Here is an 18,666-nt window from a genome sequence, read left to right on the forward strand (position 1 = left end):
GAGAAAAAAGACATCAACAGCGATTAAGGCAGAGATAGACGTTCAATCCCGGCTCGGAGGAGTCCAGATAGAGTTTACCGCCATGCAGATCGATAATCGCCTGAACCAGAGACAATCCCAGCCCATAGCCGGACTGAAACCAGGTATCCAGCCGCTGGAAACGCTGTAGCGCTTTGCCGTGGAGTGCGGGTGGAATCCCCGGGCCACGGTCCGCAACACTTAGGGCAATCCAGCCGCGATAAAGCGTCACGCTCAACGTGATGTATTTCCCCTGTGCCGCGTATTTCAGCGCATTTTCCACCAGATTCGCCAGCGCCTGAAACAGCAGAGCACGGTCGCCAAAGAGCTGGATTCCAGCTTTGATTTCAATCTTCAGGCGACAGCCGCGCGTTTCCGCCAGCGGTTGATAATATTCGGCAATTTCCTCCAGCAGTTGGCGCGCCTCAATGTTCTCAAACTGGTGCACGCAGCGTCCGCTTTCGATTTCGCCGATACGCATCACGGTACGGAACAGTCCGAGGATTTTATGTACCTCGTCCACCGCCAGATTCAATTCATCACGAATATCGTTATCCAGCCCTGCACGCTCCGTCAGGTTGAACAGACGATTTTGCAGATGCGTCAACGGGGTACGCAGTTCGTGTGCGACGTGGCTCGATGTATTGCGCACCTGTTCCATCAGGCGATCAATCCGTTCCAGGTTCTGGTTAATATCGGCGCTCAGGCTGTCAAAATCATCATCGTAAGGCGATAGAGGCATACGCACCTGTTGCTCACCGCTGCTGTAGCGATGCAGCGCCGCGCGAATTTTCTCCACGCTGCGCAAACTACGTAAGCTGAAATGACGGCTGACAAACAGGCAGAAGAGCAGCACGATAAATAATCCCGCCCCCGCTACAAGCGGGATCGTCCTCACCCGCTCTAACATCGGACGAATGTTGTAAGCAGTAAACAACACGCCCCCATCATCCAACATGACGGACAAACCGATCAGATTAGGGTCGTCTGGGCTGGAAATTTCGGCTTTAAGACAGCTGACATCCATCCGGCAATCAGTATGCTGCCGCATTTCCAGAGGATGTGTGTTGGCAGAATCAGACGTTAATGGGTTCGTTCTTAAAGGATGCGTTCTTAAAGGATGATTGTGATACAGAATATCGCCGTGTTTATTCATCACCAAAAACAGCGGTAATTCATCACCTTTCGATCGATTATCCTGTCGTAATTGCGCAATCAAGCTATCGGCATTCGTTAAACGAGACTGCATCGAGTAATCGTAAATATTACCCAGAATAACTTCACGGACATGCGTTCGAATCAGTGTTTCGCTTAATGAACTGAAGCCGACAATACACATCAGCATCATTAATAAGAACAGAAAAACAATGGTTATTGCCTGACGAAAATTAGAGGTGCATAAAAATCCGGGATATTGGCTTGCCCCCAGTAATTGCCAGTGTTTTATTTTTATCTGCCAGCGCTGCCCCAGCCTCTTTATTTTTATTCTATTCAGCGTGGCTGCCAACATCGGTTTTGTCCTTATCTACCGCGCCTAATGCGTAGCCCATCGCTCTCAGCGTTTTAATTAATGGACGAGGGAATCCTTTATCAATTTTCGCCCGCAGCTTTGACATATGAACATCGATCAGATTGGTTTGCGGATCAAAATTGTAGCCCCATACTCGCTCTAACAGCATCGTGCGCGTAATCGCCTGCCCCGGATTTTCCATCAATATAATCAGCAACTTGATTTCTTTATCGGTCAAATCGATACGCTTGCCGCCGCGCCATGCTACGCGCTGCATACGGTCAAGTTGTAGATCTTCAAAAGTCAGCATAGAGGGATTATCGACATGACGTTTACCGCGCCGCGCCATAATATCCAGACGTAATCTAAGCTCATTAAAATTAAAAGGCTTGCCGAGATAATCTTCCGCACCCAGCTCCAGTCCCATCACTCGATCGACATCACGATCCAGTGCCGAGAGCAGCATAATAGGCGGATGACGTGACCCTTGTAATTCACGTAATACCGTAAATCCATCCATGATAGGGAGCATTCTGTCCAACAGAACGACATCATAAACTTCATCCTTGATCGCTTTTAATGCGTGTGCGCCATCGTGCACCATCCGGCAAGAATGGCCGTGGGAATGTAATTTAGACCCGAGCCAATGGCACAGTACAGAATCATCATCAACCACTAATACACGCATAATTTTCCTCTATAAACGTGGCTTATTACCTAATTAATTCAGGGTTAATGTCCGTTTATTTTTTATCTGGTCTTTCAAACAGCCATTCACCCCACGCGGTTCTGATACCGTGCGGGCCGTTTTTTATTTCTGGTTTTCTACTTCTTAGCTTTTTACTCAGGATTTCTCTACTGCTAAGAAAAATCCTACGGATAATAACAATCATTATCATTTAGTGACAAGCAGTTTACAATCACCTGACACAGTTCTTAGGTTAGGCGTATAAAAAACATCCCCATCGCTTACGCCATGGGGATGTAGAGGAAAGAAAGAGAAGAGAAATAAATCAACGCAGTAGCGGGGATCGTCTCACAGCGTCTTACTCATTTTCGATCAGGAGCGCTTCCATCAGATCGAGATCGCGCAGCATTTTTTGCAACGTTTCATTGCTGATCTGCTGCGTGGCACGCAGGTGATACAGCTCTGCACGTTCGGAATTCAGCGCAGTCAGACGAAAACGCCGCTCCAGATCCTCAATCAACATACCGTTTTCAGGATCGTCTTTATTAATTAGCCGTCGACGTAGATTACCGATAACGCGTGCGCTGACTTCTTTCAGCACCTGCTCATCAATGTTTTCCTCTCGATCGGCAGCCAGACGCTCCTCCATTTTGTGCATGCTTTTGATCGCCACTTCAGCCACAGCCATGCGCGCCATGCGGATTTCTTTGGCATGCGCCGCTTTGTCTGCCACCACCACGCCGCGCAGCAGAAACGGTAACGCCAGTACGCCACACAGCAGAGAAAATAAAATGACGCCCGTGGCGATAAACACCAGCTGATAGCGTGACGGGAACGCCGTGCCGTCAGTTAGCAACAGCGGAATAGACAACACACCCGCCAGCGTAATCGCCCCTCGGACGCCAGCAAAGGACGCGATCCACAGTTCACGCGTGGAAAACTCGGCGAAAACCATCGGCCGCTTTTTTTGGATATGCGTGCTGTATGTTTTCATCACCCACAGCCAGCTGAAACGTAGCAGCAATAAGGCACCATAGATGATCGCAATATCGGTAAACAGCATCCAGGTTTCAACCGTTGGGTCCAGCTCCGCCTGCGTAACCGAGGTTTCCAGAATGTCCGGCAATTGCAGACCCAGCATGATGAACACCATGCCGTTGAACACGAACTCCAACATCGACCACACGCCGTTGGCACGCATCCTCATCGTGAGTGGCGCGCTACGAATCACACCAGACTGACCAATCGTCATCCCCGCAGCTACGGCAGCCAAGATGCCCGACACGCCAATATGTTCTGCAATCAGATACGACGCAAAAGGCAGCAACAGCAACAATACGATCTGCGTTGCAGCGTCATCACCACTCCAGCGGCTGATAACGCGCAGCGATTTACCGAATATCCAGGTCACACCGACGCCCGCCAACAGCCCGCCTAGCGCTACCTGAGTAAATTCCAGCGCCGCACCGGAAACCGTAAATACCATCGTACCCATCGCAATAGCGACAGCAAACTTCAGCGATACCAAGCCGGACGCATCATTCATCAATGCTTCGCCCTGCAAAATGCCCATCAGTTTTTTCGGAATACGACCTTCACCCACGATGCCAGACAGCGCCACGGCATCCGTCGGCGACAGCACAGCAGCCAACGCAAAAGCAGCAATCAGCGGCATTCCCGGCACCATCCAGTAGATGAAATAGCCGATGCCCACCACGGTGATCAGTACCAGAACCAGCGCCAGACCGATAATCTCTCGACCGTGTCTCAGGAACTCACGCGTGGGTGTTTTCCAGCCGTCAGCAAACAGCAATGGCGGAATGAAAAGCACCATAAACAGCTCAGGATTGAAATCAACGTGCAAACCGAATTGGGGCCAGGCAAGGATGGCACCCAGCGCGATTTGCATTAAAGGCAGAGGAATTTGAAAAGGTAAAATGCGCGTAACTACCCCGGACAGGGATACAACCAGGGTCAAAATAAGAATCGTAAAAAATATTTCCATGCTTTCCTTAGACGTACTCCTAAATCAAAAAATTCTGCCTGCGAGCGCGTGAACTGCCCTTCCATATTTAACGCATTTAGTCCGGTATGAAAATGGATTTCTCGGTAAAGAAGAGAGGTTTCATCCTAAATAATTCAAGCTGCAAGAAGGCGGCGACACAGCGAATCCCCGGGAGCTTACATCAGTAAGTGACTGGGGTGAGCGAGGACAAATCGGCTTAGCCGATTTGAACGCCGCTAGCGGCGGCCCTTCAGGGCGAGGCTCAGAGATGAGCCGAGTATTGCCAACGCACATGCGGTTTGAAGTATGACGGATAATTACTTTCTTGATTATCACACAAGTAACATCAACCCAAAGCCAATAAAAGGGCACATAAAATCGCATTTGGCGCGGGTAATGATGAAGGAGGGAAAAACGAGGAATGACAGACCTTCTGGACCGAGCCAGAAGGTCTGTGAGAAGGGATTACAGCGCCCAACCGCCCGCGTAGAACACCACCAGCGCAACAGCAATAATCACAGTGCCGATGTTCAGTTTACGCCATTCACCGGAGCAGATGCGTCCTAATACCAGCGCACCAAAGCCCAGCATGATACCAGTCACGATGTTACAGGTCAGTACGATGAATACGGCACATACCAAACCTGACATCGCATCAACGAAATCATCAAAATTCAGTTTAGAGACGTTGCCCAACATCAGCAGACCGACGTACATCAGCGCTGGCGCAGTAGCATAGCCAGGAACCAAATATGCCAACGGAGAGACAAACAGCAGCAGCAGGAACAACACACCGACGACGGTTGCCGTTAAGCCAGTTTTACCGCCGGCTGCCGTACCCGCTGCGGATTCAATGTAGACTGCTGCCGGTGACGTCCCGACCAGACTGGAGAAAATGCTGCTCACGGAGTCTGCGGTCAGAGCCTTACCACCGTTGATGATTTGCCCGTCTTTATCCAACAGGTTCGCCTGTCCAGCTACAGCACGAATCGTGCCCGTGGCATCGAACACGGCAGTCATTACCAGTGCCAACACGCTTGGCAGAACCAGTGGCTGCAACGCACCCATGATATCCAGACTGAAGATCAGCGATGAACCGTCAGCGGCCTTTAGGCTCGGCAATGCAAAGAAGCCAGCGTATTTTACATTCGGATCAAAAATCAGTCCCAGAACAGAGATCACGACGATAACCAGCAAAATACCGCCCGGTACGCGACGCTTCTCTAAACCGATAGTCGCCGCCAGCCCCAACAGAGACATAATGACGGGGAAAGAGGTGAAGTCGCCCAGCGCAACCGGCAGGCCGTCAATCGGGTTTTTTACCACCAGACCCACACCGTTGGCGGCAATAATCAGCAGGAACAGACCGATACCAATTCCTGTACCGTGCGCCACACCCAGCGGCAGATTACGCAAGATCCAAGAGCGGATGCCCGTAACTGAAATGATGGTAAACAGCACGCCCATCAGGAAGATCGCACCCAGCGCCACGGGAATACTGATTTGCTGTCCCAGCACCAGACTGAACGCGGTGAATGCAGTCAGAGAAATCGCACAACCAATCGCCATCGGCAGATTGGCCCACAATCCCATCAACAGCGATCCCAGTCCGGCAACCAAACAGGTCGCAACGAACACGGCCGTCGGCGGGAAGCCAGCCTTGCCCAGCATACTCGGCACGACAATCACCGAGTAGACCATGGCCAGGAACGTCGTCAGGCCTGCTAACACTTCCTGACGCACGTTACTGCCGCGCTGTGTAATTTTGAAAAAAGCATCAAGCGAGCCTTGCGAGCCAGCCTGACGAGTGGTGTTTGACATGGTGGTATCCCCTGAAATGTCATTATTATTTAAGATCAATACTGAACGGCTCCCGCAGCCTTGCCCCGCGAGTGCACCAGCATCGCTGGCGCATCATGAACCGTATATACCCGTCATTCTTCAAGCTGCATGTACGTTGGCTGCGTTCAGTCACCCGAATCACTTACTCAAGTAAGCTCATCGGGATTCCCTCTCTTGCCGCCTTCCTGCAACTCGAATTATTTAGGCTATAGCCCCGCACGCAAACGATTAGCTCGCTGAATGCAGAACCGGAAAAACGTTACTGTCTCAAGACATTGCCGAATCAAAACAGGCTGTACTAAAACAAGCTGGATAAAACGATGGCAGGCAATGCGAAGCGCACGATTATCCCGCTTCCCCTGCGCTTATTTCAACTGCTAATCGAGACAATTTACCTATCTCACTTCATCTTTTCGATAAGGAAATGCGCAGCCAGTACAGGTAATCGTCAATCCGACAACTCGCTGAAAACACACCAGTATGAAGAAAAAGCAGAAAGGGTTCTTAGACGGAAATCAAAACAGCGGTTTACTCCTCACAAACTGATCGTTCATTTTTTTGTGATTCACATCACAAAAAAGTTGACCACCCGTATCAGTGCGAGTATTCTTAAAAACGTGAACAGCATCACAGAAAACAAATCAACTAACAATGAGGAAATGACCATGAAACTGCTGAACAAAATCATCGCTATGTTTGAAAACATCAACATCAACTTTGGTACTTTCAACCAATAATTATTTAAGAATCGTGGGGATAAAAAAGATGCGCGTTGTCCGCAAAATCAATCAAATATTAAAAGCGTTGGGCAAAACCTATCGCGGTGTTAACCCCCACGCTATCTTCCGTTAATCGTACTCTGTACGTTAACCACCCTAAAATGGCTGCCATCTGGTAGCCATTTTTGTTTGTACGCTTTCCTTGTTTCTCTACCTTCCTTCCTACACCTTGCGTAACGGATTCTGCTCGCTGTGCAGTGATGGCGCCGAAGCGCCATCCGATATCACACGTGTTTACGCTATCTCACTATACACTTTCACTACGTCATCAGGCATAGAGTGAGACTTCACCTGCTGGGCGAGTTTTAAAGCGACGATGCAGCCAGAGATACTGTTCAGGCGCACGCATGATTTCTTTCTCAATCACCTTATTCATGTAGCAAGCCGCAGCCTGTTCATCATGATAAGGATAATCCTGTAATTCAGGCTGAATCACCAGTTGATAACCCAAAGCATCGGGCTTACGAATCAGCACCGTCGTCATCATCGCGGGTTTTGCCAGACGACTGATGGTGTAGGTACCGCTGGTGGTCGCCGCATTTTTCACCGCAAAGAACGGTGCAAACACGCTGCCTTTAGGGCCGTAATCCTGATCGGGAGCGAACCATACCGCTTCACCACGTTTCAGTGATTGCACCATGCCACGCAAATCTTTACGATCGATCATCGCCTTGTTCGAGCGAGAACGTCCCCAGGTTTGCACCATTTCCATCGCTTTATTGTTGTGCGGACGGTACATCGCCATCATCGGCTGACACAGCCCCATCGCCCTACCGCCCAGTTCCAGCGACATGAAGTGAATACCAATCACCATCACGCCCTGACCTTTTGCGGTAGCACGCTGTAAATGTTCCAACCCTGAAACATCAAACCAGTGACGCACGCGACGATCGGGCCAAAACCAGGCCATGCCAGTTTCAACCAATGCCATTCCGAGCGAAGCAAAGTTGCTGTCGATCATGGCTTCTCGTTCGTCATCAGAGATCGTAGGGAAACACAGTTCAAGATTGCGCCGGGCAATCGACACCCGACGTTTAAGAAAGATACGGGATAAACGACCTGCACTGCTTCCGATTTTCATCAACAGCGGATAAGGAAGTTGGACTAATAAAAACAGCACGCCAAGGCCGAACCAAGTCGTCCAATAGCGCGGGTGGAGTAATGCCCTGGTAAATGTTTGCTTAATCTTCATGATACTCATCTTTAAGTGATTAACAGCGTACCGCATAAAGAGTCGTTCTCATCGCGCTACATCTATCATGACACTTATTTATAGGGATCGTTTCAGCTGTGTGGAAAACTTAATTCTGACCGTTATCGCGCATGAGGTTAAAAAGCAGGATAAACATGCTGATAACACAGAGGGGATTTTGCACAGCCGATGAACGGCTGACGGTAGCGGTATCATACCTGATTCACACTCAATAAAGGAGTAGTTGGATAAGAAATATTCGCAATCTGAGACAACCTGAAGCTAACATAATACCCTGCGCCAACAAACGCGACTGGCTTCCCGACATCAGGTCACAGAGAATAACAAGCCATAGCATAATCAAGGATTTGATTGAAAATGTTCTTTTCTCTCCCTTACCGATTCAATGCATTAATTGTTGTGATCGCCAGCATTCCTACGCTAGCTTTTGCCACAACATTCGCCGATAGCACTTTCTTTCATAAAGACTGGGAAGTGGTCTGCGATAACACGCTAACGTGCCGGGCAGCAGGCTACACGTCAGAGGAGAAAAGCATGGGAGAAGATGAAAAAGCGCAAGACGTTTCCCTGCTTATAACGCGCCATGCCGGAAAAAACACGCCAATAACGGCTGAGGTGACACTCGCTGAGGTAGACAAAGAGATTCCTAAAGGCACCAAACTCACGCTAACCGTTGACGGTGTGGATAAAGGTCCACTCACCTCAACCGAAGACAATCTCTGGCAGCTCAATGAAACACAAATCCCTGCCGTATTACAGGCGCTGAAAGGAAGCGGGAAAGTCGCGTTTCTGCATGATGGCATCGTTTCCGAACTGTCTGGAACAGGTGCCTACGCTGTCTTGCTAAAGATGGATGAGAGGCAGGGTCGCATTGGTACGACGGACGCCATCACCAAAAAAGGCAACAAAAGCAGTGAGCACCCTGCCGTAGCAGCCCCCGTTATCTACTCGGCAGCAACCCAACAGGAACCCTCACGACATCTGACGAATACAGAACAAGCTGCCATCCAGAAAAAGCTGCTTAAGACGCTAAAGGAAGATGACTGCGATGACTTTCCGCCACAGGAGGACAGAGCAGCAGAACCGATGATTCTCACGCCGCTCAATGGCAACATGTCGCTACTCAGCACCCTTTGCTGGCGTGCAGCCTACAACGAAGGCTATGCTTACTGGGTCATCGACAACGCCATGCAAACTCAGCCCCAACTCGTGACCACAATCGGCGTAGGCTACGAAAACGGTGAAATTACCGCCGTACAGAAAGGGCGTGGACTCGCAGACTGCATGAGCGATAGTGCCTGGGTATGGGATGGCAAAACATTCCAGCAAAGCCGAGCATCAATTACAGGCTCATGCCGTATGATCCGCCTCGGGGGCACCTGGGATTTACCCTACTGGATAGCGACTGTGATTAAACCGGGGAAATGAAAGAAACTGGGGCCACTCGCGGGCCTCATATTCAAACATGGGGAAAGAGAATAAAAACGCGCCAGAATCATCCCGAGCGCACCTGAATTGACTAGACATAATCAGTCAAGAAGTGTTGTTCCATAGGAGTTATCAATGGTGCAAAGCCAGTTTCCATCAGCTTCTTTCCTGAACACATAGGTCGCTCGCCGAGTTGTTGTGACAATATTCCCCTGATCGTCTGGGTAATGAAGCACCGTTTCCATGATAACTAAAGCGTCACCACCGCCCTCTATGACCTGCATATTTCCTTGTTCAACAACAAGTTGATTTTTAAAGTAATCGGCAATAGCGACAAATGCTTTTCTTATATCACCTTTCCCTTTTGCAACCATTCCAGGCTTGATAACAAGTGCGGCATCCTCGGCATAATAATTCATCAAGGCATCAAAATTTCGTTCAGATATTGCTCTATCACAGGCTTCAATGATTTCGCGTATCGGATGTGGCTTCATAAGCATTGACCTCAGTAACGTGGCGCAGAACATTCTGACGTGAAAATTCAATAGAAACGGGTATTAAATCCCTCTTTCCTCATCCAGCGCCACAATAATAGCGAGTAATTTGCTCAACTTGTTCATCAGTGGCCGAGAAATCATGACTCTCTTGGGAATTACGCAGACGTAGTCCAGCAGTTACAAATTTAATGGGTAACCATAGGGTAATGCAGTTGATTGTATATCACGCAGATAGGTATTTTTAGAATCAAGAGATCAGAAATGTTTTGGAGCGAGTGAAGGGAATCGAACCCTCGTATGCAGCTTGGGAAGCTGCCGTTCTACCATTGAACTACACTCGCACGGAGAGGCGAGTGGCATTATAGCGCTATGCCGTTGCCGAGCAAGTAAAAAACCCGGCAAAGTGCTGTTGTTTTGACCGGTCATGCGGCCGTGGATAGCGGTAGGAACAACGTCTCATAGCCATTGGAAATGACGTGCCAGGCAAAGTAGGCAAATAACAGCGCGGAGATCAGGCTGCAGTAAAATGAGATGCGTTCTTTCAGCAACCGCTGACCGTACTTCACCAGCGCCGCGAGGAAGAACGTCCACAGTACACCGCCGACGAAAAAACCCAGCAGAAACAGGCTGATCATGAAAGCAGAGCCATCCGTAGACTGCGCAATAATGGTGCCGCCAATCGCCGCAAACCACAGTAGCGCCGTCGGTGACGCCAGTGCCATTCCGACGCCACTGAAAAACTCGGTGTACCGGGCAGGTGGCGTGGTGGAATCCACCGCATTCGCTGTCGTAGACAGATCGGCAAAGCGTTTAACCTGATAGTCACGCCATGCCGCACGCGCCATGCTGATCGTCATCCAGATCAGAATCAGTCCGCCGCCAATCCATAGCACCCAGCGCACCGGTGTTAGATTAAACACCACCGCCAGCCCTAGCACCGACAACGTGGCATAAAACAGATCGCCGAAACAGGAACCCAGCCCGATATAAAACGCCGAACGCGCCCCGTGCCGCAGCCCACGGTTAATAATCGCGGTATTGACCATCCCCAGATCGAGACACAACGACAGGGATAGCAATATCCCCGTGAAGACAACTAACAGCATGATATTCCCTTCGAGCGTTAAGCAATAAGGCGAGTGTAGAGCTCGGAGGAAACACTGTATTGTCAAAAATTGATACGGCGGAACTGCCCTGGTGTCATTGCGTTGTAGCGGTTGAAGGCTTTGGTGAAATGCGCTTGATCGGCAAACCCGACATCACCTGCGACTTGGCTAATCGCGGTGCCCTGCCGCAGCAGTTCTCGCGCTTTACACATACGCCGTTGCATTAGCCACGCCAGCGGTGGCAAGCCAACCGCCTGATTAAATGAACGTACCAGATGTGCAACCGACAGACTTTCCTGCTGCGCCAACTGATCAAGCGTGGGGACATCGCTGAGATCGTTCAGCAGCCCCTCTTTGATCCGCGTGATCCGCTCAGCCTCTTTGACTTGGCTTTGAGGCAGCATTCGGTGCTGACCTTCCATCAATCCTGCCAACAGCAGGATAATGCGCTCCTGACGGCTGCTGTCATCCAAATCAGAGGTGACGAGCTGTTTTAGCTCGGACGCTAATTGCGCCGACGGATTCCAGCCCTGTGAGAATAAAAACGTTTGATGGAAATAATGCTCGAATGCCTGCGGGTGAACGTACAGCGATGCGCACTGCCAGCGGCCAAACGCATTATCGCTGCCCTGTAACTGATTAGGATTGTAAGTCGTCACCATATCGTTGGTGGCAACAAAGGTCTCTCCATCCAGCCAGACCGTTTCCAATCCGCTGAGATTGGCGCTGATGACGAACTCATCGTGCGTATGACGTGGAAAGCTGCGGCCGTTGGTTAACAGCGCCAGCTCAAACCAGGCATCGCGGTAAGTCATCATGAGGGCGTTCCGACAGTGAATGAATGCCTGAAAATAGCATCTTCCCCCGTCGGGCAACAATTACAAAATGACGACAAGAATGCAGAGACAAAACGAGAGGTAGTACTATCGAGGTGAGAGCGAGATACATGCGAGGTATCCCTACGGGAACCTCATCCCCGTGTTTCCCCTAAAATTTGACGTAGCCGATAACGTCAAACCGGTGCAATTGCACCGGTTTAGAAGGCTCAGCTAAAACGAGCTTACTTCTGTGGACGCATCGCTGGGAACAGGATGACGTCGCGGATGGTGTGGCTGTTCGTGAACAACATCACCATACGGTCGATACCAATACCCAGACCCGCTGTTGGCGGCAAACCGTGCTCCAACGCCGTCACGTAGTCTTCGTCGTAGAACATCGCTTCATCATCGCCCGCATCTTTAGCATTGACCTGCTGAGCAAAACGCTCTGCCTGATCTTCAGCATCATTCAGCTCGGAGAAGCCGTTACCAATTTCACGACCGCCGATGAAGAACTCAAAGCGATCGGTGATTTCCGGGTTCTGATCGTTACGACGCGCCAGCGGAGATACTTCAGCCGGATATTCGGTGATGAAGGTTGGTTGGATCAGGCTGCTTTCTGCCGTCTCTTCGAAGATCTCGGTAACGATACGGCCCAAGCCCCAGCTTTTCTCGATCTTGATGCCCAGAGACAGTGCGATCGCGGTCGCTTTCTCCAGATCGTCCAGATCGGCAACGTTGGTTTCAGGGCGATATTTGCAGATCGCTTCGCGCATCGTCAGCTTATCGAACGGCTTACCGAAATCGAACGTCTGATCGCCGTACACCACCGTCGTCGAGCCCAGCACGTCCTGCGTCAGCGTACGGAACAGGTTTTCCGTCAACACAATCAGGTCTTTATAATCGGCATACGCCATATAAAGTTCCATCATTGTGAATTCAGGGTTGTGACGTGGGGAAACACCTTCGTTACGGAAGTTACGGTTAATCTCGAACACGCGCTCAAAACCACCGACAACCAGACGCTTCAGGTACAGTTCCGGTGCAATACGCAGGTACATGTCGATGTCCAGCGCGTTATGGTGCGTGATGAACGGACGGGCAGACGCGCCGCCGGGAATCACCTGCATCATCGGCGTTTCCACTTCCATAAAGCCGTTATCCACCATGAAGCGGCGAATGGCTGCCATCACGTTAGAGCGGATGCGGAAAGTATTGCGGGAGTCGTCGTTAGCGATCAGATCCAGATAACGCTGACGATAGCGGGTTTCCTGATCGGCCAGACCGTGGAATTTATCCGGCAGCGGACGCAGCGCTTTGGTCAGCAGACGCAGTTCGGTACAGTGGATGGACAGCTCGCCCGTTTTGGTTTTGAACAGCTTGCCACGCGCACCCAGGATATCGCCCAGATCCCATTTCTTGAACTGCTCGTTATAGATGCCTTCCGCCAGATCGTCGCGGGAAACATACAGCTGAATGCGGCCACCGACGTCCTGCAAGGTCACGAAAGAGGCTTTACCCATGATGCGACGGGTCATCATACGGCCCGCAACGGTCACTTCGATACCCAGTTCTTCCAGCTCTTCGTTCTCTTTGGCATCGAACTCAGCGTGCAAGTGATCGGAGATGCTGTCACGGCGGAAATCATTCGGGAATGCGATCCCGTTTTCACGCAGCGTCACCAGCTTTTCACGACGCGTTTTTAATTCATTATTCAGATCTTGCGCCTGATCGGCACCCTGTGATTGTGATTCAGCCATGCGAATTCTTATAACCCCGCTTTTAAACTTGCTTCAATAAATTTGTCCAGATCGCCATCAAGTACGGCCTGAGTGTTACGTGTTTCCACTCCGGTACGTAAGTCTTTGATGCGCGAATCATCCAGAACATAGGAACGAATCTGACTACCCCAGCCGATGTCAGACTTGTTGTCTTCCATCACCTGTTTCTCAGCATTTTTCTTTTGCATCTCAAACTCGTACAGCTTGGCTTTCAGCTGTTTCATCGCCTGATCTTTGTTTTTATGCTGGGAACGGTCATTCTGACACTGTGTGACAATGTTGGTCGGAAGGTGGGTAATACGCACCGCAGATTCTGTCCGGTTAACGTGCTGACCACCCGCACCGGATGCGCGATAAACGTCAATACGCAGATCGGCTGGATTGATTTCGATATCAATATCGTCATCCACTTCCGGGTAGACAAACGCGGAGCTGAATGAGGTATGACGGCGACCGCCGGAATCGAATGGGCTCTTACGCACGAGGCGGTGTACGCCGGTTTCCGTACGCAGCCAGCCAAACGCATAGTCACCGATGATCTTGATGGTGGCGGATTTCGTACCGGCCACGTCACCGTCTGACTCTTCAATAATTTCGGTTTTAAACCCTTTGGCTTCAGCCCAACGCAGGTACATACGCACCAGCATGCTGGCCCAGTCCTGCGCTTCCGTACCGCCAGATCCCGCCTGAATATCCAGATAGCAATCCGCGCTGTCGTACTCACCAGAGAACATGCGACGGAATTCGAGCTGGCCTAATTTATTTTCCAGCACATCCAGTTCTACTGAGGTTTCATTAAAGGTGTCTTCGTCGTCTTCTTCCACCGCGAGCTCAAGCAGACCGGTCACATCTTCCAGACCCTGAGCCAGTTGATCGATGGTGTCGACGATAGCTTCCAGCGAGGAGCGTTCTTTTCCCAATGCCTGAGCACGTTCAGGCTCATTCCAGACATCTGGCTGCTCCAGTTCGGCGTTTACTTCTTCGAGGCGCTCTTTCTTGGCATCATAGTCAAAGATACCCCCGAAGAACGGCGCTACGTTCAGCCAGATCCTGGATGCGGTTTTTTACCGGATTAATTTCAAACATGATTTTTTATATTCTTACGTTAAGTCGTTGACAACGGAATGATGTAACCCGCCATTCTAGCGGATAAAAGGCGCATTTTATAGACTTTCCGCCCACCCTATTCGGTTCGCAAAGTTAACGCGGCCACAGATGTTGAATCAGCAACTGCACCGAGCGTTTACCGCGAAACTCGTTAATATCCAGCTGGTACACCATTTCCACTTCTTTAATGCTCGGATCCGGCCAAACGGTCGTATCAACATTAAACGCGATGCCATCTAACAGTGGCACGGCTCCTGTTGCACCGATCGGCTCAAACATCGCTTTCAAATGACGTTCTTTGAGTAGGCGAGGTTGAAGAATGCGGAAGCAGCCATCGAATGTGGGTTCAGGGAACGCTTGCCCCCATGGACCGGCGTAGCGCAGCATTTCTGCCGTTGAGAGCAAATTCAGCTCCGGCAGAGCCAATTCGCCATCAGACCAGACGACGCCTTCAAGATGAGACGGATCGAGCCACTCACCAACCAGTTCGCCAAAGCGCTGGCGGAAATCCTCAAATCGATCTTCATGCAGCGATAGCCCTGCGGCCATTGCATGTCCACCAAACTTATCCATCATGCCGGGATACAGCGTATCCAATCTTTCCAGCGCATCACGCAGATGCAGACCTGCAATGGAGCGTCCCGATCCTTTCAGTATGCCGTCACCGGCAGGCGCAAAGGCAATCACCGGACGATGAAAACGCTCTTTAATGCGCGAGGCCAAAATGCCCACAACGCCCTGATGCCACTCAGGATGATACATCGCCAGACCGTAAGGCAATTCGGTGCGTGTACGCTCCAGCGATTCGCACAGGCGCAAGGCTTCGACCTGCATTCCTTGTTCGATCTCTCGTCGATCCTGATTCAACGCATCTAAATCGTTAGCCAACATGCGCGCCTGAGTAATGTCGTTACTCAATAACAGTTCGACCCCGACCGTCATGTCATCCAGCCGCCCGGCCGCATTGAGCCGTGGCCCGATGGCAAAGCCTAAATCGCTGGCGACCAGTTGGCTGGCATCGCGGTTCGCCACTTCCAGCAGCGCTCGAATGCCCGGTCGACACTCGCCGGCACGAATACGATTCAGCCCCTGCGCCACTAAAATCCGGTTGTTGGCATCCAGCGGAACAACATCCGCCACCGTGCCCAGCGCGACCAGATCCAGTAATTCGGCGAGATTCGGCTTCGCCAGACCCTGTTGCGTAAACCAATCGCTATCGCGCAGGCGCACAAACAGCGCCATCATCAAGTAAAACGCGACGCCCACGCCTGCAAGCGCTTTGGAGGGAAACTGACAGTCAGGCAAATTAGGGTTAATCATGGCATCGGCGTCAGGCAAGGTTTCGCCCGGTAGGTGGTGATCGGTCACCAGCACTGTGATACCGCGACGATGCGCATCTTCGACGCCCGCATGAGAAGATATTCCGTTATCAACGGTAACAATCACCTCAGCCCCCAGCGCGGCAGCTTGCGCCACCACGGCCGGGCTTAGCCCGTAGCCATCTTCAAAACGGTTCGGCACCAGATATTTTACGTTTGCGCCGCCCATGCTGCGCAGCGCCAGTACGGCAAGCGTGGTGCTGGTGGCACCATCGGCATCAAAGTCGCCCACAATCACGATGCAGCGCTTCTCGGCTAGCGCCAGTTGCAACAGGTCGATCGCTTTATCAATGCCGCTTAACAAACGGTAATTGAGTAAACCACTCAGGCCACGTTCCAGCTCCTGAGCCCCTTTAACGCCGCGCTGCGCATAAAGACGGCGCAACAAAGGCGGAACGGAGTCAGGTAAATCAATGTCTTCCGCCAGCGGACGCCGACGGAGTTGGGTAATCATATCCACGTAGCATCAACCGCCAGTTTTCTTCGAGGCTTTGTGTGCTTCCAGCATGGCCAGCATCTCTTTCGGCCCTTGATATCCAGGGACAACCATGCCGTCTTGCAGCACGATAGCGGGAGTCCCCTGCACGCCAAACTGGATGCCCAGTTGGTAATGCGCAGCGATATCGGTTTTGCATGTTGCTGGCGAGATCGCTTCGCTCTTCATCGCGTTATCAAACGCTTTATTGCGATCGGCCACGCACCAGATGGACTGCATATCTTTCGCTGCCTGCGATTTCATGCCCTGACGCGGGAAGGCCAGATAGCGCACGGTAATGCCCAGCGCGTTGTAATCTTTCATCTGCTCATGCAGTTTGTGGCAATAGCCGCAGGTGATGTCGGTGAAAACGGTAATCACGTGTTTTTCCTGCGCGGCTTTATAAACGATCATTTGTTCCTGCAGCGCATCCAGCTTGCCGATCAGGATTTTATTGGTGGTGTTGACCGGCATCGTGCCGCTCACATCATAAAGCGGGCCTTGCAGCAAATGCTTGCCGTCTTCGCTGATGTACAGCACGCCGCTCTCGGTAATGACAGTTTTCATGCCAGCCATCGGCGAAGGCAGTATTTCCGCACCTTGCATGTCCAGACGCGTCAGCGTCTGCTTGATTGCGGCATCGTCGGCGTGGGCAAAATTGGTCGCCGTCGCCACCAGCAAAGAAAGCAGTAATAACCCTTTTTTCATTTCATCAATCCTGTTTGTGTCGCAACGTCATGGTGAATACGTCGCTCGTAGCAATACGCTAAGGTGGTTGGCGAGAGGCCCCGCCAGTCAGATAACATCCTGTTACTCTGTCTATTTACTCTATGCTATGCGCGCGGATGGTGCTGCTGATGGAGCTGCTTCAGCCGTTCCGTCGCCACATGGGTGTAAATCTGCGTCGTGGAAAGATCGCTGTGCCCTAAGAGCATCTGTACGACCCGTAAATCCGCGCCGTGGTTCAATAAATGGGTAGCAAACGCGTGACGCAAAACGTGCGGCGAGAGCTTTTCGCTGTCGATCGACGCCTGCACCGCATAATGCTTGATGCGATGCCAGAACGTCTGGCGCGTCATTTGCCGTGCGCGATTGCTGGGAAACAGCACATCCAGCGTCTGCCCGTTTAATAACCACGGACGACCGTGCTCCAGATAATACTCGATCCAATACACCGCCTCTTCACCCAGCGGCACCAGCCGTTCTTTATTGCCTTTACCCAGCACGCGTACCACGCCTTGCCGCAGGCTGACATCACTCATCGTCAAACCAACCAGTTCGGAAACGCGCAGCCCCGTCGCATACAATACCTCAAGCATGGCCTTATCGCGTAATTCCAGCGGTTGTTCAATGCTCGGGGCATCGAGTAACGCACCAACCTGCGCCTCGCTCAAATCTTTGGGTAGACGCTGCGGCAGTTTCGGAGACGACAGCACGGCACTCGGATCGTCGCTACGCTGTTTTTCTCGATAAAGGTACTGGAAGAAGCGACGCATCGCGCTCAGCAAACGAGCCGAACTCGTCGCTTTATAGCCTCCCTCAATCCTATCGGCAAGAAACGCCTGAAGGTCGAGCGCCTGCGCCTGTAGCAGAGCGTTATCATGGTGCGCAAGCCACTCCGCAAGCGAACGCAGATCCAAGCGATAAGACGCCAGCGTATTCTCGGCCAGATTTCTTTCCAGCCACAGCGCATCGAGAAACTGTTCGATGAGTGCCTGATCGTGTTCTTGCATCGCCGTGTCCCTCTTCACTTATTGGCAATATTATGCCGATGAAGCGACGACTTTACACCTTCATCAAGGCGGTATTCTCTCGCAAACGGAATTGTGTGCGATCTCACATATTCCGTGAACCTCAACATCGCCATAACATTCTCCGGCAAAAATAAGGCCAAGGCACATTATATTTTATGTATCGTCAATATATCGGAACAGGCTCCTTGAAGCCGCATGTCTACTGGTATTGACCTTACTTAATCAACGTTGAAAAGCCGATTTTTCTATGCGTAGAATGGCTGTTC

At 51.2% G+C, this 18,666-nt stretch carries 15 protein-coding genes and 1 tRNA gene; 2 read left to right on the top strand and 14 right to left on the bottom strand.

What is annotated here, in order from left to right; genetic code table 11:
• Positions 1-13 precede the first annotated feature (13 nt).
• The 4 genes from DUT67_RS18435 to DUT67_RS18450 all read right to left on the bottom strand — a co-directional run bounded on the left by DUT67_RS18435 (position 14) and on the right by DUT67_RS18450 (position 6,042).
• Entirely contained in the window at positions 14-1,528 is a 1,515-nt protein-coding gene (locus DUT67_RS18435; protein WP_113633025.1) for a HAMP domain-containing sensor histidine kinase, read from the bottom strand.
• Positions 1,506-2,216 carry a response regulator transcription factor gene (locus DUT67_RS18440; RefSeq protein ID WP_010285248.1) on the bottom strand — a complete coding sequence of 237 codons (711 nt, stop codon included), beginning with the start codon at positions 2,214-2,216 and terminating at the stop codon, positions 1,506-1,508. Before DUT67_RS18440 ends, DUT67_RS18435 begins: the two co-directional genes overlap by 23 nt.
• A gap of 358 nt (positions 2,217-2,574) precedes the next feature.
• On the bottom strand, positions 2,575-4,221 hold the full coding sequence (locus DUT67_RS18445; RefSeq protein ID WP_048258775.1) for a Na+/H+ antiporter: 1,647 nt from the start codon (positions 4,219-4,221) through the stop codon (positions 2,575-2,577).
• A gap of 465 nt (positions 4,222-4,686) precedes the next feature.
• Entirely contained in the window at positions 4,687-6,042 is a 1,356-nt protein-coding gene (locus DUT67_RS18450) for an NCS2 family permease (protein WP_048258774.1), read from the bottom strand.
• A gap of 341 nt (positions 6,043-6,383) precedes the next feature.
• On the opposite strand from DUT67_RS18450, the gene DUT67_RS18455 reads away from it, so the two are divergent.
• Positions 6,384-6,800: a hypothetical protein gene (locus DUT67_RS18455; RefSeq protein ID WP_113633026.1), complete on the top strand. Its 417-nt coding sequence runs from the start codon at positions 6,384-6,386 to the stop codon at positions 6,798-6,800.
• A 310-nt stretch (positions 6,801-7,110) separates the two neighbouring features.
• Here the strand turns inward: DUT67_RS18455 and lpxP are convergent, their stop codons facing one another.
• Positions 7,111-8,034, bottom strand: a complete 924-nt coding sequence (lpxP, locus tag DUT67_RS18460) for a kdo(2)-lipid IV(A) palmitoleoyltransferase (RefSeq protein WP_048258772.1) — start codon at positions 8,032-8,034, stop codon at positions 7,111-7,113.
• Between the two features lie 378 nt (positions 8,035-8,412).
• Here lpxP and DUT67_RS18465 point away from each other — a divergent pair, with 378 nt between their 5' ends.
• Positions 8,413-9,483 carry a DUF1176 domain-containing protein gene (locus tag DUT67_RS18465; protein ID WP_113625471.1) on the top strand — a complete coding sequence of 357 codons (1,071 nt, stop codon included), beginning with the start codon at positions 8,413-8,415 and terminating at the stop codon, positions 9,481-9,483.
• A 101-nt stretch (positions 9,484-9,584) separates the two neighbouring features.
• On the opposite strand, the gene DUT67_RS18470 is transcribed toward DUT67_RS18465, so the two are convergent.
• The 9 genes from DUT67_RS18470 to xerD form a co-directional block, all read right to left on the bottom strand.
• Entirely contained in the window at positions 9,585-9,977 is a 393-nt protein-coding gene (locus tag DUT67_RS18470) for an SgcJ/EcaC family oxidoreductase (RefSeq protein ID WP_113632147.1), read from the bottom strand.
• A gap of 270 nt (positions 9,978-10,247) precedes the next feature.
• Positions 10,248-10,321 (bottom strand) — tRNA-Gly (locus DUT67_RS18475).
• Between the two features lie 81 nt (positions 10,322-10,402).
• Positions 10,403-11,086, bottom strand: coding sequence for a LysE family translocator (locus DUT67_RS18480; protein WP_113632081.1), 684 nt, complete (start codon positions 11,084-11,086; stop codon positions 10,403-10,405).
• Positions 11,087-11,148: 62 nt separating this feature from the next.
• On the bottom strand, positions 11,149-11,904 hold the full coding sequence (locus DUT67_RS18485; protein WP_113632082.1) for an AraC family transcriptional regulator: 756 nt from the start codon (positions 11,902-11,904) through the stop codon (positions 11,149-11,151).
• A 242-nt stretch (positions 11,905-12,146) separates the two neighbouring features.
• Complete coding sequence (gene lysS, locus DUT67_RS18490) at positions 12,147-13,664, bottom strand: lysine--tRNA ligase (RefSeq protein ID WP_113632083.1); 1,518 nt, start codon at positions 13,662-13,664, stop codon at positions 12,147-12,149.
• 8 nt (positions 13,665-13,672) lie between these two features.
• Positions 13,673-14,771 (bottom strand): peptide chain release factor 2 gene (gene prfB / locus DUT67_RS18495; protein WP_101749491.1). Its coding sequence is split into 2 segments (ribosomal slippage): positions 13,673-14,695 and positions 14,697-14,771, totalling 1,098 coding nucleotides; the frame shifts between segments, so codons are not numbered across the junction.
• 114 nt (positions 14,772-14,885) lie between these two features.
• Positions 14,886-16,631 (bottom strand): single-stranded-DNA-specific exonuclease RecJ, encoded by a 1,746-nt coding sequence (gene recJ / locus DUT67_RS18500; protein WP_189315168.1) that lies wholly within the window; start codon positions 16,629-16,631, stop codon positions 14,886-14,888.
• A 6-nt stretch (positions 16,632-16,637) separates the two neighbouring features.
• Positions 16,638-17,354, bottom strand: a complete 717-nt coding sequence (gene dsbC, locus DUT67_RS18505) for a bifunctional protein-disulfide isomerase/oxidoreductase DsbC (protein WP_048258765.1) — start codon at positions 17,352-17,354, stop codon at positions 16,638-16,640.
• A gap of 125 nt (positions 17,355-17,479) precedes the next feature.
• The gene (xerD, locus tag DUT67_RS18510) at positions 17,480-18,379 is read right to left on the bottom strand and encodes a site-specific tyrosine recombinase XerD (protein WP_048258764.1); all 900 of its coding nucleotides are present in this window, start codon (positions 18,377-18,379) and stop codon (positions 17,480-17,482) included.
• Between the last annotated feature and the right edge of the window lie 287 nt (positions 18,380-18,666).

Origin of the sequence: Pectobacterium peruviense (assembly GCF_003312355.2) — a bacterium.
Taxonomy (GTDB): domain Bacteria; phylum Pseudomonadota; class Gammaproteobacteria; order Enterobacterales; family Enterobacteriaceae; genus Pectobacterium; species Pectobacterium peruviense.

What these genes read in the sequence shown, in the direction of transcription:
- DUT67_RS18435 (WP_113633025.1), bottom strand. Translation starts at nt 1,528, where the DNA reads ATGTTGGCAGCCACGCTGAATAGAATAAAAATAAAGAGGCTGGGGCAG.
- DUT67_RS18440 (WP_010285248.1), bottom strand. Translation starts at nt 2,216, where the DNA reads ATGCGTGTATTAGTGGTTGATGATGATTCTGTACTGTGCCATTGGCTC.
- DUT67_RS18445 (WP_048258775.1), bottom strand. Translation starts at nt 4,221, where the DNA reads ATGGAAATATTTTTTACGATTCTTATTTTGACCCTGGTTGTATCCCTG.
- DUT67_RS18450 (WP_048258774.1), bottom strand. Translation starts at nt 6,042, where the DNA reads ATGTCAAACACCACTCGTCAGGCTGGCTCGCAAGGCTCGCTTGATGCT.
- DUT67_RS18455 (WP_113633026.1), top strand. Translation starts at nt 6,384, where the DNA reads ATGGCAGGCAATGCGAAGCGCACGATTATCCCGCTTCCCCTGCGCTTA.
- lpxP (WP_048258772.1), bottom strand. Translation starts at nt 8,034, where the DNA reads ATGAAGATTAAGCAAACATTTACCAGGGCATTACTCCACCCGCGCTAT.
- DUT67_RS18465 (WP_113625471.1), top strand. Translation starts at nt 8,413, where the DNA reads ATGTTCTTTTCTCTCCCTTACCGATTCAATGCATTAATTGTTGTGATC.
- DUT67_RS18470 (WP_113632147.1), bottom strand. Translation starts at nt 9,977, where the DNA reads ATGAAGCCACATCCGATACGCGAAATCATTGAAGCCTGTGATAGAGCA.
- DUT67_RS18480 (WP_113632081.1), bottom strand. Translation starts at nt 11,086, where the DNA reads ATGCTGTTAGTTGTCTTCACGGGGATATTGCTATCCCTGTCGTTGTGT.
- DUT67_RS18485 (WP_113632082.1), bottom strand. Translation starts at nt 11,904, where the DNA reads ATGATGACTTACCGCGATGCCTGGTTTGAGCTGGCGCTGTTAACCAAC.
- lysS (WP_113632083.1), bottom strand. Translation starts at nt 13,664, where the DNA reads ATGGCTGAATCACAATCACAGGGTGCCGATCAGGCGCAAGATCTGAAT.
- dsbC (WP_048258765.1), bottom strand. Translation starts at nt 17,354, where the DNA reads ATGAAAAAAGGGTTATTACTGCTTTCTTTGCTGGTGGCGACGGCGACC.
- xerD (WP_048258764.1), bottom strand. Translation starts at nt 18,379, where the DNA reads ATGCAAGAACACGATCAGGCACTCATCGAACAGTTTCTCGATGCGCTG.